Annotated in this window: 9 protein-coding genes; all 9 read left to right on the top strand. The window is 53.8% G+C overall.

The genetic code is table 11. The features are described from left to right. Positions 1-48 precede the first annotated feature (48 nt). The 9 genes from ftsK to QEN32_RS13940 all read left to right on the top strand — a co-directional run bounded on the left by ftsK (position 49) and on the right by QEN32_RS13940 (position 15070). On the top strand, positions 49-4104 hold the full coding sequence (gene ftsK, locus QEN32_RS13980; protein WP_265322338.1) for a DNA translocase FtsK: 4056 nt from the start codon (positions 49-51) through the stop codon (positions 4102-4104). A gap of 142 nt (positions 4105-4246) precedes the next feature. Beyond that, on the top strand, positions 4247-4858 hold the full coding sequence (lolA, locus tag QEN32_RS13975; protein WP_001519746.1) for an outer membrane lipoprotein chaperone LolA: 612 nt from the start codon (positions 4247-4249) through the stop codon (positions 4856-4858). A gap of 9 nt (positions 4859-4867) precedes the next feature. Then, positions 4868-6211: a replication-associated recombination protein RarA gene (gene rarA / locus QEN32_RS13970; RefSeq protein WP_000067789.1), complete on the top strand. Its 1344-nt coding sequence runs from the start codon at positions 4868-4870 to the stop codon at positions 6209-6211. A gap of 254 nt (positions 6212-6465) precedes the next feature. After that, on the top strand, positions 6466-7758 hold the full coding sequence (gene serS / locus QEN32_RS13965) for a serine--tRNA ligase (RefSeq protein ID WP_000886697.1): 1293 nt from the start codon (positions 6466-6468) through the stop codon (positions 7756-7758). Positions 7759-7995: 237 nt separating this feature from the next. Beyond that, a complete protein-coding gene (dmsA, locus tag QEN32_RS13960; protein WP_000850250.1) occupies positions 7996-10440 on the top strand; it encodes a dimethylsulfoxide reductase subunit A in 2445 nt (814 codons plus the stop codon). Positions 10441-10450: 10 nt separating this feature from the next. Beyond that, positions 10451-11068 (top strand): dimethylsulfoxide reductase iron-sulfur subunit DmsB, encoded by a 618-nt coding sequence (gene dmsB, locus QEN32_RS13955; RefSeq protein ID WP_000213069.1) that lies wholly within the window; start codon positions 10451-10453, stop codon positions 11066-11068. Position 11069: 1 nt separating this feature from the next. After that, on the top strand, positions 11070-11933 hold the full coding sequence (locus QEN32_RS13950) for a dimethyl sulfoxide reductase anchor subunit family protein (protein WP_000534681.1): 864 nt from the start codon (positions 11070-11072) through the stop codon (positions 11931-11933). A gap of 349 nt (positions 11934-12282) precedes the next feature. Further along, positions 12283-13431 carry an MFS transporter gene (locus tag QEN32_RS13945; protein ID WP_001727823.1) on the top strand — a complete coding sequence of 383 codons (1149 nt, stop codon included), beginning with the start codon at positions 12283-12285 and terminating at the stop codon, positions 13429-13431. A 217-nt stretch (positions 13432-13648) separates the two neighbouring features. Then, on the top strand, positions 13649-15070 hold the full coding sequence (locus QEN32_RS13940; protein ID WP_265322337.1) for an amino acid permease: 1422 nt from the start codon (positions 13649-13651) through the stop codon (positions 15068-15070). Positions 15071-15333 lie beyond the last annotated feature (263 nt).

The raw sequence follows: 15333 nt of genomic DNA, 5'->3' as shown, positions 1-15333 counted from the left end.
TCCGTTTTAGCATCGGGCGGGAAAAGCCTGGAACCTGGAGAGCCTTTTTTGAGCCAGGAATATACTGAAGACAAAGACGTCACATTGACGAAGTTAAGCAGCGGGCGCCGACTTCTGGAAGCGTTGTTGATACTTATTGCCCTTTTTGCCGTCTGGTTGATGGCGGCCTTGTTGAGCTTTAACCCTTCGGACCCCAGTTGGTCGCAAACCGCCTGGCATGAACCCATCCATAATTTAGGCGGCGCGCCGGGCGCGTGGCTGGCCGATACACTGTTCTTTATTTTTGGCGTAATGGCCTACACCATCCCTGTCATTATTGTCGGCGGGTGCTGGTTTGCGTGGCGTCATCAGTCTACGGATGATTACATCGACTATTTTGCTGTGTCGCTACGCCTTATCGGCGTGCTAGCGCTGATTCTCACTTCCTGCGGTCTGGCGGCCATTAATGCCGACGATATCTGGTATTTCGCCTCCGGCGGCGTAATTGGTAGCCTGTTAAGCACCACGCTGCAGCCGTTGTTGCATAGTAGCGGCGGAACGATAATGCTTCTCTGTATTTGGGCTGCCGGGCTGACGCTCTTTACCGGCTGGTCCTGGGTCAGTATCGCCGAAAAATTAGGCGGCTGGCTGCTTAATATACTGACCTTCGCCAGCAACCGTACCCGGCGTGATGATACGTGGGTTGACGACGAAGAGTATGATGACGAATACGATGAAGAAACCGACGGCGTGCAGCGTGAATCTCGCCGGGCGCGTATTTTGCGCGGCGCGTTGGCGCGTCGTAAGCGGCTGGCTGAAAAATTCAGCAATCCACGGGGCCGTCAGACCGATGCCGCGCTCTTTTCCGGCAAACGGATGGATGATGACGAGGATGTTCAGTATAGCGCGCGCGGCGTCGCTGCCGATCCCGACGACGTTCTGTTTTCGGGCAACCGTGCGACGCAGCCGGAATATGATGAATATGATCCGCTGTTAAACGGTCATTCTGTCACCGAACCGGTCGCCGCCGCTGCGACTGCAACTGCCGTCACCCAGACGTGGGCAGCGTCCGCCGATCCCATAATGCAAACGCCGCCCATGCCGGGGGCTGAGACGGTTGTCGCGCAACCGACCGTGGAGTGGCAGCCCGTACCGGGGCCGCAAACCGGCGAACCGGTTATCGCGCCTGCGCCGGAGGGGTATCAGCCGCATCCGCAATATGCTCAACCGCAGGAGGCGCAAAGTGCGCCGTGGCAGCAACCTGTGCCTGTCGCTTCCGCGCCGCAATACGCCGCGACGCCAGCGACCGCAGCAGAATATGACTCTCTTGCGCCGCAGGAAACACAGCCGCAATGGCAGCCGGAGCCGACCCATCAGCCGACGCCGGTTTATCAGCCGGAGCCGATAGCGGCTGAACCTTCTCACATGCCGCCGCCGGTTATCGAACAGCCGGTTGCCACCGAGCCTGAACCTGACACAGAAGAGACCAGACCTGCCCGTCCTCCGCTTTACTATTTTGAAGAGGTGGAAGAGAAACGCGCCCGTGAGCGCGAACAACTGGCGGCATGGTATCAACCGATTCCGGAGCCGGTAAAAGAGAACGTGCCGGTCAAACCTACGGTATCTGTCGCGCCGTCCATACCGCCAGTGGAAGCGGTAGCCGCCGCCGCGTCGCTTGACGTAGGTATTAAGAGTGGCGCCCTGGCAGCAGGCGCCGCGGCCGCTGCGCCTGCATTTAGTCTGGCTACCGGCGGCGCGCCGCGTCCGCAGGTGAAAGAGGGGATTGGTCCGCAACTGCCGCGTCCGAACCGCGTTCGCGTGCCGACCCGACGGGAACTGGCGTCGTACGGTATTAAGCTGCCGTCACAGAGGATTGCAGAAGAAAAAGCCCGCGAGGCGGAGCGCAATCAGTACGAGACGGGCGCGCAGCTAACCGATGAAGAAATAGATGCAATGCATCAGGACGAGTTAGCCCGTCAGTTTGCGCAGTCGCAGCAGCATCGTTATGGTGAAACGTATCAGCATGATACGCAACAGGCAGAAGATGACGATACCGCTGCGGAAGCTGAATTAGCCCGCCAGTTTGCCGCTTCGCAACAGCAGCGCTATTCCGGCGAGCAACCCGCTGGCGCGCAGCCGTTCTCACTGGACGATCTGGATTTCTCGCCAATGAAAGTATTGGTTGATGAAGGTCCGCACGAACCGCTGTTCACGCCGGGTGTCATGCCCGAGTCAACGCCTGTTCAGCAACCGGTAGCGCCGCAGCCTCAGCCACAGTACCAGCAGCCGCAGCAGCCGGTAGCACCGCAGCCGCAGTATCAGCAGCCGCAGCAGCCGGTAGCACCGCAGCCGCAGTATCAGCAGCCGCAACAGCCGGTAGCGCCTCAGCCGCAGTATCAGCAGCCGCAACAGCCGGTAGCGCCGCAGCCGCAGTATCAGCAGCCGCAACAGCCGGTAGCGCCTCAGCCGCAGTATCAGCAGCCGCAACAGCCGGTAGCGCCGCAACCGCAGTATCAGCAGCCGCAGCAGCCGGTAGCGCCGCAGCCACAGTATCAGCAGCCGCAACAGCCGACAGCGCCGCAAGACAGCCTGATCCACCCGCTGTTGATGCGTAACGGCGACAGTCGTCCATTACAGCGTCCGACGACGCCGCTGCCTTCGTTAGATCTTCTGACGCCGCCGCCGAGCGAAGTTGAACCGGTAGATACCTTTGCGCTGGAACAAATGGCGCGTCTGGTTGAAGCGCGCCTGGCGGATTTTCGCATTAAAGCTGATGTGGTGAACTATTCGCCAGGCCCGGTCATTACTCGTTTTGAACTGAATCTGGCCCCGGGCGTTAAAGCAGCGCGTATCTCCAACCTTTCCCGGGATCTGGCGCGCTCATTGTCAACGGTAGCCGTACGCGTTGTGGAAGTCATTCCAGGCAAACCTTACGTAGGGTTGGAATTGCCGAACAAGAAACGGCAAACCGTTTATCTGCGCGAAGTGTTGGATAACGCCAAATTCCGCGAGAATCCGTCGCCGCTTACCGTGGTGTTAGGTAAGGATATCGCGGGCGATCCGGTAGTGGCGGATCTGGCGAAAATGCCTCACCTGCTGGTGGCCGGTACGACCGGTTCCGGTAAGTCGGTCGGGGTTAACGCCATGATCCTCAGTATGCTGTATAAAGCGCAGCCGGAAGACGTTCGCTTTATCATGATCGACCCGAAAATGTTAGAACTCTCGGTCTATGAAGGTATACCGCATCTGCTGACGGAAGTTGTTACCGACATGAAAGACGCGGCTAACGCGTTACGCTGGAGCGTCAATGAGATGGAGCGTCGCTATAAGCTGATGTCCGCGCTCGGCGTGCGTAATCTGGCTGGGTATAACGAGAAAATCGCCGAAGCGGCCCGCATGGGACGTCCGATTCCGGACCCGTACTGGAAGCCGGGCGACAGTATGGATGTTCAGCATCCGGTTCTGGAAAAACTGCCGTATATCGTGGTACTGGTTGATGAATTTGCCGACCTGATGATGACCGTCGGTAAAAAAGTTGAAGAGCTGATCGCGCGTCTGGCGCAGAAAGCGCGCGCCGCGGGGATTCACCTGGTACTGGCGACGCAGCGTCCGTCGGTCGATGTGATTACTGGTTTAATTAAAGCCAACATACCAACCCGTATCGCTTTTACCGTATCCAGTAAGATCGACTCCCGCACCATTCTTGATCAGGGTGGCGCTGAGTCGCTATTGGGAATGGGGGACATGCTCTATTCCGGACCAAACTCCACCATGCCGGTACGTGTCCATGGGGCGTTTGTGCGTGACCAGGAAGTCCATGCGGTGGTGCAGGACTGGAAAGCGCGCGGTCGTCCGCAATATGTGGATGGCATTACCTCCGACAGCGAAAGCGAAGGTGGCGGTGGCGGTTTTGACGGCGGCGAAGAATTAGATGCGCTATTCGATCAGGCCGTTAATTTCGTCACCCAGAAGCGTAAAGCGTCCATTTCCGGCGTTCAGCGTCAGTTCCGCATCGGCTATAACCGTGCGGCGCGTATTATCGAACAGATGGAAGCGCAGGGTATTGTCAGCGCTCAGGGGCATAACGGTAATCGTGAAGTGCTGGCTCCGCCGCCTTTTGAGTAAACCTGTAAGCCGGATGGCGCTGTGCAGGCTGCCATCCGGCAACAAAATTCAGTATTTTCTTCTTTCCTCATGCTGATTTTTGGCCTGGAATAGAAAGCAAAAGGAGCTCCTGGTCGGGAGTGTAGAAACCTGAGGAATAATGATGAAAAAAATGGCAATCGCCTGTGCATTACTTTCAAGCGTTGTAGCCAGCAGCGTATGGGCTGACGCCGCCAGCTCTCTGAAAAGCCGTCTGGATAAAGTGAGCAGCTTTCATGCCACCTTTACTCAAAAAGTCACCGATGGCAGCGGTGCCGCGGTGCAGGAGGGACAGGGTGATTTATGGGTTAAGCGGCCAAATCTATTCAACTGGCATATGACGCAACCTGACGAGAGTATTCTGGTTTCTGACGGCAAAACGTTATGGTTCTATAACCCGTTTGTAGAACAGGCTACCGCCACGTGGTTGAAAGATGCCACCGGAAATACACCGTTTATGCTGATTGCCCGCAACCAGGCCAGCGACTGGCAGCAGTATAATATTAAGCAGGATGGCGATAATTTTGTGCTGACGCCGAAAGCCAGCAACGGCAATCTGAAACAGTTCACCATCAATGTGGGACGCGACGGGACTATCCACCAGTTTAGCGCCGTAGAACAAGACGATCAGCGTAGCGCCTATCAGCTAAAATCCCAGCAAAACGGCGCTGTTGATCCGTCAAAATTTACGTTTACTCCGCCGCAAGGGGTAACGATAGATGACCAACGTAAGTAGAGGCGATGAGTGAGCAATCTGTCGCTCGATTTTTCTGATAATACGTTTCAACCGCTGGCCGCGCGAATGCGGCCGGAAAATTTAGCACAGTATATCGGCCAGCAGCATTTGCTGGCCGCAGGTAAACCGTTGCCTCGCGCTATTGAGGCCGGGCATCTACACTCCATGATTTTATGGGGGCCGCCAGGGACGGGGAAAACCACGCTCGCTGAAGTGATCGCCCGCTACGCCAGCGCCGATGTCGAGCGTATTTCCGCCGTCACTTCTGGGGTAAAAGAGATTCGCGAAGCTATCGAGCGCGCCCGCCAGAATCGTAATGCCGGTCGCCGTACCATCCTGTTTGTCGATGAAGTGCATCGCTTTAACAAAAGCCAGCAGGACGCCTTTTTACCGCATATCGAAGATGGCACTATCACCTTTATCGGCGCGACCACGGAAAATCCCTCTTTTGAGCTGAACTCGGCGCTATTGTCGCGAGCGCGGGTCTATCTGCTGAAATCGTTAACCACTGACGATATTGAGCAAGTACTGGACCAGGCGATGCAGGACAAAACGCGTGGTTACGGCGATCAGGATATCGTGTTACCGGATGAGACACGGCGAGCAATTGCTGAGCTGGTCAATGGCGACGCGCGGCGCGCCTTAAATACGCTGGAAATGATGGCTGACATGGCGGAGGTGGATGACAGCGGCAAACGCGTTTTATTGCCCGCCTTGTTGACCGAGATCGCCGGCGAGCGCAGCGCGCGTTTTGATAACAAAGGCGATCGATTCTACGATCTTATTTCCGCCTTACATAAATCAGTGCGCGGCAGCGCGCCGGATGCCGCCCTCTATTGGTATGCCCGTATCATTACCGCGGGAGGCGATCCGCTGTACGTGGCGCGTCGCTGCCTGGCGATTGCCTCGGAAGATGTGGGTAATGCCGATCCGCGCGCGATGCAGGTCGCTATTGCCGCGTGGGATTGTTTCACCCGCGTCGGTCCGGCTGAAGGCGAAAGGGCAATCGCGCAGGCTATCGTTTATCTCGCCTGCGCGCCGAAGAGCAACGCCGTCTATACCGCCTTTAAGGCTGCGCTGGCCGACGCGCGCGAACGTCCTGATTATGACGTTCCTGTCCATCTGCGTAATGCGCCAACCAAACTGATGAAAGAGATGGGCTATGGCCAGGAATACCGCTATGCCCACGATGAGCCCAATGCCTATGCTGCGGGTGAAGTGTACTTCCCGCCGGAAATCGCGCAAACGCGCTATTATCATCCGACAAATCGTGGTCTGGAAGGCAAGATTGGCGAAAAGCTCGCCTGGCTGGCTGAACAGGATCAAAATAGCCCCACAAAACGCTACCGCTAGTGTAAACGTTGCGGTAAGGTTATCTCTAAATATGATGCTCCAGGTATCATGGCGTTGATGATGAATCTCGTTATGCCTGATAGCACGTTGCTTATGAGGTCCGCGGGTATAGCGCAATGGATGCGTTGTTGCTGTCGTCGGTCAGGTCGAAAACGTCGCTATTACGTAAACGCGGTTTACGTTCATCAATACAATCAGAGGCGATCATCAATTGATCGCGTTTCCTTTTATTATTCGATAAGCACAGGATAAGCATGCTCGATCCCAATCTGCTGCGTAATGAGCCAGACGCAGTCGCTGAAAAACTGGCACGCCGGGGCTTTAAGCTGGATGTAGATAAGCTGCGCGCTCTTGAAGAGCGTCGTAAAGTTTTGCAGGTCAACACGGAAAACCTGCAGGCGGAGCGTAATTCTCGATCGAAATCCATCGGCCAGGCGAAAGCGCGCGGGGAAGATATTGAGCCTTTACGCCTGGAAGTGAATAAACTGGGCGAAGAGCTGGATGCGGCGAAAGCCGAGCTGGATACCTTGCTGGCGGAGATCCGCGATATCGCGCTGACCATCCCAAACCTGCCTGCGGATGAAGTGCCGGTAGGTAAAGATGAAAACGACAACGTTGAAGTCAGCCGCTGGGGTACCCCGCGTGAGTTTGATTTTGAAATCCGCGATCACGTCACCTTAGGGGAAATGCACTCCGGCCTCGACTTTGCCGCCGCGGTTAAGCTGACCGGCTCCCGTTTTGTGGTGATGAAAGGACAGATTGCGCGTATGCATCGCGCATTGTCGCAGTTCATGTTGGATCTGCATACGGAACAGCACGGCTATAGCGAAAACTACGTGCCGTATCTGGTTAACCACGACACGCTGTATGGCACCGGTCAACTGCCGAAATTCGCAGGCGACTTGTTCCATACCCGTCCGCTGGAAGAAGAAGCAGACAGCAGCAACTATGCTTTGATCCCGACGGCGGAGGTTCCGCTGACCAATCTGGTACGCGATGAAATCATCGACGAAGATCAACTGCCGATTAAAATGACGGCGCATACGCCTTGTTTCCGTTCTGAAGCAGGTTCTTATGGTCGTGATACCCGTGGCCTGATTCGTATGCATCAGTTTGACAAAGTTGAGATGGTGCAGATCGTTCGCCCGGAAGATTCTATGGCTGCGTTGGAAGAGATGACCGGCCACGCGGAAAAAGTGCTCCAGCTACTGGGACTGCCGTACCGTAAAATCATTCTGTGCACTGGCGATATGGGCTTCGGCGCCTGCAAAACCTATGACCTCGAAGTCTGGGTTCCGGCGCAGAATACCTACCGCGAGATCTCTTCCTGCTCTAACGTCTGGGACTTCCAGGCGCGTCGTATGCAGGCACGCTGCCGCAGCAAGTCCGACAAAAAGACCCGTCTGGTCCATACCCTGAATGGTTCTGGTCTGGCGGTAGGTCGTACCCTGGTGGCCGTGATGGAAAACTATCAGCAGGCTGATGGCCGCATTGAAGTGCCGGAAGTATTACGTCCGTACATGAACGGACTGGAATATATCGGCTAATCCTCGCTTTCTCCTCTTCTAAAAAGCGCCTTCGGGCGCTTTTTTTATGCCAGTTTGATACCGGACAATAATCCCTACCCTATTAGGGGTAATACTGATTTCGAATGAAGGTCAGTTTTTAACACTATTTTTCTACTTTTTCGATATATATCAGACTTTATAGCGATGCTATCGCTATATAAAATTCTATACATCGTTTTATTGTTTTTTTTATTGTGAGCAGCAGAGTGAGCCCTTATGAAAACTAAGATCCCTGATGCCGTGCTGGCAGCCGAGGTGAGCCGTCGTGGTTTAGTCAAAACCACCGCGATAGGCGGCCTGGCGATGGCCAGTAGCGCATTTACCCTGCCATTTACCCGCATCGCTAACGCCGCAGAGGCGATAAGCCCGGCGAAAACCGGCGAGAAAGTCGTCTGGAGCGCCTGTACGGTAAACTGTGGCAGCCGTTGTCCGCTACGTATGCATGTTGTGGATGGCGAAATCAAATATGTAGAAACGGATAATACCGGAAACGATGATTACGATGGCCTGCACCAGGTTCGCGCCTGCCTGCGCGGTCGTTCTATGCGTCGTCGCGTCTATAACCCGGATCGGCTCAAGTATCCGATGAAGCGCGTCGGCGCGCGCGGCGAAGGTAAATTTGAGCGTATTAGCTGGGACGAAGCCTACGATATCATTGCCACCAATATGCAGCGTCTTATCAAAGAGTATGGCAACGAGTCCATTTATCTGAACTATGGCACGGGTACGCTGGGCGGCACTTTGACACGTTCATGGCCGCCGGGAAAAACGCTGGTCGCTCGTCTGATGAACTGCTGCGGCGGTTATCTTAACCACTACGGTGATTACTCTTCCGCGCAAATCGCAGCGGGTCTGAACTACACCTATGGCGGCTGGGCGGATGGCAATAGTCCATCCGACATTGAAAACAGTAAGCTGGTGGTGTTGTTTGGTAATAACCCTGGCGAAACCCGCATGAGCGGGGGCGGTGTAACCTATTATCTTGAACAGGCGCGGCAGAAATCAAACGCGCGGATGATCATTATCGATCCTCGTTACACCGACACTGGCGCTGGTCGTGAAGATGAGTGGATTCCGATTCGTCCAGGTACCGATGCGGCGCTGGTCAATGGTCTGGCATATGTCTTAATCACCGAGAACATGGTCGATCAGCCGTTCCTGGATAAATATTGCGTCGGTTATGACGAAAAAACCTTGCCTGCCAGCGCGCCGAAAAACGGTCACTACAAAGCCTATATTCTGGGCCAGGGTAAAGACGGTATCGCGAAGACGCCGGAGTGGGCGGCGCAAATTACCGGTATTCCGGCAGATCGCATTATTAAACTGGCGCGAGAAATCGGCAGCGCTAAACCCGCCTATATTTGCCAGGGGTGGGGGCCACAACGTCATGCTAATGGAGAAATCGCCACGCGCGCCATCTCGATGCTGGCGATCCTGACGGGTAATGTTGGGATTAACGGCGGTAACAGCGGCGCGCGCGAAGGGTCGTATGCCCTGCCATTTGAACGTATGCCCACGTTGGAAAATCCGGTTGAAACCAGCATCTCCATGTTTATGTGGACCGATGCCATTGAACGCGGCCCGGAAATGACGGCGTTGCGTGATGGCGTGCGGGGGAAAGATAAGCTGGACGTGCCGATCAAAATGATCTGGAACTATGCTGGCAACTGTTTGATTAACCAGCACTCTGAGATTAATCGCACCCACGAAATCCTGCAGGATGACAAGAAATGCGAAATGATCGTCGTTATCGACTGTCATATGACTTCGTCGGCAAAATACGCCGATATTCTGTTGCCTGATTGCACTGCTTCTGAGCAGATGGACTTTGCGCTGGATGCCTCCTGCGGGAACATGTCTTACGTTATCTTCACTGACCAGGCGATTAAACCTCGTTTCGAGTGTAAGACGATTTATGAGATGACCAGCGAACTGGCGAAACGTCTTGGCGTGGAACAACAGTTTACCGAAGGACGGACGCAAGAAGAGTGGATGCGTCATCTGTACGAACAGTCGCGTAAATCCATTCCGAATCTGCCCACCTTTGAGGAGTTCCGTAAGCAAGGCATCTTCAAACAGCGTGACCCCGAAGGCCACCATGTCGCCTATAAAGACTTCCGCGAAGATCCGCAAGCGAATCCACTTACAACGCCATCGGGCAAGATTGAAATCTATTCACAGGCGTTGGCGGATATCGCCGCCACCTGGGAGCTGCCGGAAGGCGACGTGATCGATCCATTACCGATCTACACGCCAGGTTTTGAAAACTATAACGATCCGCTAACGGATAAATTCCCGCTGCAGTTGACGGGTTTCCACTATAAAGCGCGTGTGCATTCCACTTATGGCAACGTAGACGTACTGAAAGCCGCCTGTCGCCAGGAAATGTGGATTAACCCAATGGATGCGCAGAAACGCGGTATCAACAATGGCGACAAAGTCCGCATCTTCAACGATCGCGGCGAAGTACATATCGAGGCTAAAGTGACGCCGCGCATGATGCCGGGCGTGGTCGCCCTGGGAGAAGGCGCATGGTATGACCCGGATGCAAAACGCGTGGATCAGGGCGGATGTATTAACGTACTGACGACCCAACGTCCTTCTCCGCTGGCGAAGGGGAACCCGTCACATACGAACCTCGTTCAGGTTGAAAAGGCGTAAGGAGTAACCGATGACAACCCAGTATGGATTTTTTATTGATTCCAGCCGTTGCACCGGTTGCAAAACCTGCGAACTGGCCTGCAAGGACTACAAAGATTTGACCCCGGATGTCAGCTTCCGCCGCATTTATGAGTATGCAGGCGGCGACTGGCAGGAGGATAACGGCGTCTGGCACCAGAACGTCTTTGCCTACTATCTCTCCATCTCCTGTAACCACTGCGAAGACCCGGCCTGCACCAAAGTCTGCCCGAGCGGCGCGATGCACAAGCGCGATGACGGTTTTGTGGTGGTGAACGAAGAGGTCTGTATCGGCTGCCGCTACTGCCACATGGCCTGCCCGTACGGCGCGCCGCAGTACAACGCGGCCAAAGGTCATATGACCAAGTGCGACGGCTGTTACGACCGGGTGGCGGAAGGCAAAAAACCGATCTGCGTCGAATCCTGTCCGCTGCGGGCGCTGGACTTTGGTCCTATCGACGAACTGCGTAAAAAACACGGTGAGCTGGCTGCCGTCGCGCCGTTGCCGCGCGCGCATTTCACGAAGCCGAATATTGTGATTAAACCCAACGCTAACAGCCGCCCGACCGGGGACACTACCGGTTATCTGGCCAATCCGAAGGAGGTATAAGATGGGAAGTGGATGGCATGAATGGCCGTTGATGATCTTCACGGTCTTTGGTCAGTGCGTGGCCGGTGGTTTTATTGTTCTGGCTTTGGCGCTGATGAAGGGCGACCTGCGCGCGGAAACGCAGCAGCGGGTGATCGCCTGTATGTTTGGTCTGTGGGTGCTGATGGGGATTGGCTTTATCGCCTCGATGCTGCATCTGGGCTCGCCGATGCGCGCGTTTAACTCGCTTAACCGCGTGGGTGCTTCCGCACTGAGCAATGAAATTGCCAGCGGCTCGGTGTTTTTTGCGGTCGGCGGGATTGGCTGGCTGCTGGCGGTACTGAAAAAGCTGCCGCCGGCACTGCGCACACTCTGGCTGATTATCACGATGGTACTGGGCGTCGTCTTCGTTTGGATGATGGTACGCGTCTATAACAGCATCGATACAGTACCGACCTGGTATAGCGTCTGGACGCCGCTGGGCTTCTTCCTGACGCTCTTTATGGGTGGCCCGCTACTGGGTTATCTGCTGCTGCGCATCGCAGGCGTGAACGGTTGGGCGATGCGTTTGTTGCCTGCGGTGTCGGTGCTGGCGCTGGTGGTTATTGCCATTATGGTGGCCATGCAGGGCGCGGAACTGGCGACGATTCACAGTTCCATTCAGCAGGCGTCTGCTCTGGTGCCGGATTATGGTTCGCTGATGGCCTGGCGTATGGTGCTGCTTGCGGCGGCGTTGTGCTGCTGGATTGTGCCACAGTTAAAAGGGTATCAACCTGCGGTACCGTTGCTCTCTGTCGCCTTCATTCTGATGCTGGCGGGGGAATTGATTGGCCGCGGCGTATTCTATGGGCTGCATATGACCGTGGGCATGGCGGTAGCCAGCTAACGCGTTGACGCGAATTCGGCCTGCAGAACGTGCAGGCCGAATGCGCCTTTAGCCGCCATCAATTTAAGGAATATAACCGGGGCGGAGAAGGCGCATATAAATCCATAGAGAAGAAAACGAAGCTAAAGGAACCATGAAATTTTTCGACTGAACAAAACGCCGATTATGCGGGTTAGATCAATAAAAACAAGGGGATGAATTTTTAGCCTTTCAATATATTCACGTACAGAATAAGTAAATCAAATCGATAGTCTCAAAACTTGCGGATCGCCCATGCGGAGCCGATTGACAATGTTTTTGGCGATGGCATGATGCGCATGAAATTTGAACTTCCTCACGGTTTTTATTCATGTCCACCTATACCCGTCCCGTCATGCTTTTGCTGTGCGGGCTACTTTTGTTGACCCTGGCCATTGCGGTACTGAATACGCTTGTGCCGCTGTGGCTTGCTCAGGCAAACCTTCCGACCTGGCAGGTGGGGATGGTCAGCTCGTCTTATTTTACCGGCAATCTGGTCGGGACGTTATTTACCGGGTATTTAATTAAACGCATTGGGTTTAACCGTAGCTATTATCTTGCCTCGCTGATCTTCGCCGCGGGTTGTGTCGGGTTGGGGGTGATGGTGGGGTTCTGGAGCTGGATGAGCTGGCGTTTTATTGCCGGTATCGGCTGCGCCATGATTTGGGTGGTTGTCGAAAGCGCGTTGATGTGCAGCGGAACCTCGCATAATCGCGGGCGCCTGCTTGCTGCCTATATGATGGTCTATTACATGGGGACCTTCCTTGGACAATTATTGGTCAGTAAAGTATCTGGTGAATTGCTGCACGTCCTTCCCTGGGTGACCGGAATGATTCTGGCGGGAATTCTGCCGCTACTCTTTACCCGGATTGTAAATCAGCAAACGCAGGCACGTCATTCCACTTCTATTAGCGCCATGCTGAAGCTACGCCAGGCGCGTCTTGGCGTGAATGGTTGTATTATTTCCGGCATTGTTCTTGGTTCATTATATGGTCTGATGCCGTTATATCTGAAGCATCAGGGGATGGCTAACGCCAGCATCGGTTTCTGGATGGCGGTGCTGGTGAGCGCCGGTATTTTGGGGCAATGGCCAATGGGACGTCTGGCGGACAAATTTGGTCGCTTGCTGGTATTACGCGTACAGGTATTCGTTGTCATACTCGGTAGTATTGCCATGTTAACCCAGGCGGCGATGGCGCCAGCTCTGTTTATTCTGGGGGCGGCGGGTTTTACGCTTTATCCCGTCGCAATGGCCTGGGCCTGTGAAAAAGTCGAACATCACCAGCTTGTGGCAATGAACCAGGCGCTGTTGTTAAGTTATACGGTAGGGAGCCTGTTGGGGCCGTCTTTTGCTGCGATGTTAATGCAGAATTATTCAGATAATCTGCTGTTTATTATGATCGCCAGCGTATCGTTTATTTATCTGCTGATGCTGTTACGTAACGCCGGCCAGACGCCTAATCCTGTCGCCCACATCTGACTGTTCTCTGAATCGTATGCAGGACGTGAGTCTTGCATACTCTTTGTTTATGTTTTACGTAAAATAATTGACCTGCATAATTTTCTTGCTTTACTGAAAAATAAAATGTGCCGAAGGTTATAATTTTGCGCTCCTCTATTTTCTCTCTTCGTCTTTACCGCGCATAATCCCCCGCTTCATTTATAGTAATAGCATTGTGTTCATGAAGGATCGCGTTATGCCGAATGTGCAGGAAAAACAGTTGCGATGGTACAACATCGCCCTGATGTCGTTTATTACCGTTTGGGGATTCGGCAATGTTGTCAATAACTATGCTAACCAGGGGTTAGTGGTTGTCTTCTCCTGGGTGTTTATTTTTGCGCTCTATTTTATTCCTTATGCCTTAATCGTGGGGCAACTGGGCTCAACCTTCAAAGAGGGAAAAGGGGGCGTCAGTACCTGGATTAAGCATACGATGGGGCCGGGGTTGGCTTACCTTGCGGCATGGACCTATTGGGTCGTGCATATTCCCTACCTGGCGCAAAAGCCGCAGGCGATACTCATTGCATTGGGATGGGCTTTAAAAGGCGACGGCTCGTTGATAAAAGAATATACCGTCGTTGCCTTGCAGGGGCTGACGCTGGCATTGTTTGTTTTCTTTATGTGGGTTGCTTCCAGGGGGATGAAATCGCTAAAGGTTGTTGGGTCTGTGGCCGGGATTGCCATGTTTATCATGTCAATTTTATATGTTGTGATGGCAGTGACCGCGCCAGCAATTACAAACGTTGAAATTGCGACCACTAACATCACCTGGCAGTCATTTATTCCTCATATCGATTTTACCTATATCACCACCATCTCTATGTTGGTCTTTGCGGTTGGTGGGGCAGAGAAGATCTCGCCTTACGTTAACCAGACGCGGAATCCAGGAAAAGAATTTCCGAAGGGGATGCTCTTTTTAGCCGTCATGGTTGCGGTCTGCGCTATCCTCGGTTCGTTGGCGATGGGAATGATGTTTGATTCGCGGCATATACCTGACGATTTAATGACCAATGGGCAATATTATGCATTCCAGAAATTGGGTGAGTATTACCATATGGGTAATTCATTAATGGTGATTTATGCCATTGCCAATACTCTGGGGCAAATCGCCGCGCTGGTGTTTTCTATTGATGCGCCACTGAAAGTCTTACTGGGTGATGCAGACAGTAAATATATCCCGCAGCGCTTATGTCGTACTAACGCTTCAGGTACGCCAGTTAACGGTTATTTGCTGACATTAGTGTTGGTCGCTATCTTGATTATGTTGCCAACGCTTGGCATCGGCGATATGAACAACCTGTACAAATGGCTGCTTAATCTCAATTCAGTCGTTATGCCGCTGCGCTATCTGTGGGTATTTGTCGCCTTTATTGCCGTCATTCGACTGGCGCAAAAGTATAAACCTCAATATGTGTTTATTCGCAACCGGGCGTTGGCGTTAACTGTGGGGATATGGTGTTTTGCCTTCACCGCGTTTGCCTGCCTTACCGGTATTTTCCCCAAAATGGAGGCGTTCACACCGGAGTGGACATTCCAGCTGACGTTGAACATCGTGACGCCTTTTGTCCTGGTCGGGTTGGGATTAATTTTCCCACTGCTGGCGCGTAGAAACACATAACGACGCTCTTTTCCACGGCGCTCCTGTCAGGCGAGCGCCTTTTAAGGTTACAGGTGCCTGGGTTCCAGGCGGAGACCACGGTGTTAACAGGCGCCGGGGGCAGCAATAGTTGTCAGACCTTCAACCCAGCAGCAGATAAGCGACTCTGTATTTAATACCTGGTAAGCGCAATATTGTTAACCAGGCCTGTCTGATGGCGGGGTCGGGTATTTTAGCGGTAAGAGCGTTATCCAGACAGCAAAACGGCTACCGTCATGGGTAGC

It is taken from the genome of Salmonella sp. SA14318 (genome assembly GCF_029866905.1).
In the GTDB taxonomy this organism is placed as follows: Bacteria; Pseudomonadota; Gammaproteobacteria; order Enterobacterales; family Enterobacteriaceae; genus Salmonella; species Salmonella enterica.
This window is presented reverse-complemented; position numbering and strand designations above follow the sequence as displayed.

What these genes read in the sequence shown, in the direction of transcription:
- QEN32_RS13950 (WP_000534681.1), top strand. Translation starts at nt 11,070, where the DNA reads ATGGGAAGTGGATGGCATGAATGGCCGTTGATGATCTTCACGGTCTTT.
- dmsA (WP_000850250.1), top strand. Translation starts at nt 7,996, where the DNA reads ATGAAAACTAAGATCCCTGATGCCGTGCTGGCAGCCGAGGTGAGCCGT.
- QEN32_RS13945 (WP_001727823.1), top strand. Translation starts at nt 12,283, where the DNA reads ATGTCCACCTATACCCGTCCCGTCATGCTTTTGCTGTGCGGGCTACTT.
- lolA (WP_001519746.1), top strand. Translation starts at nt 4,247, where the DNA reads ATGAAAAAAATGGCAATCGCCTGTGCATTACTTTCAAGCGTTGTAGCC.
- dmsB (WP_000213069.1), top strand. Translation starts at nt 10,451, where the DNA reads ATGACAACCCAGTATGGATTTTTTATTGATTCCAGCCGTTGCACCGGT.
- serS (WP_000886697.1), top strand. Translation starts at nt 6,466, where the DNA reads ATGCTCGATCCCAATCTGCTGCGTAATGAGCCAGACGCAGTCGCTGAA.
- QEN32_RS13940 (WP_265322337.1), top strand. Translation starts at nt 13,649, where the DNA reads ATGCCGAATGTGCAGGAAAAACAGTTGCGATGGTACAACATCGCCCTG.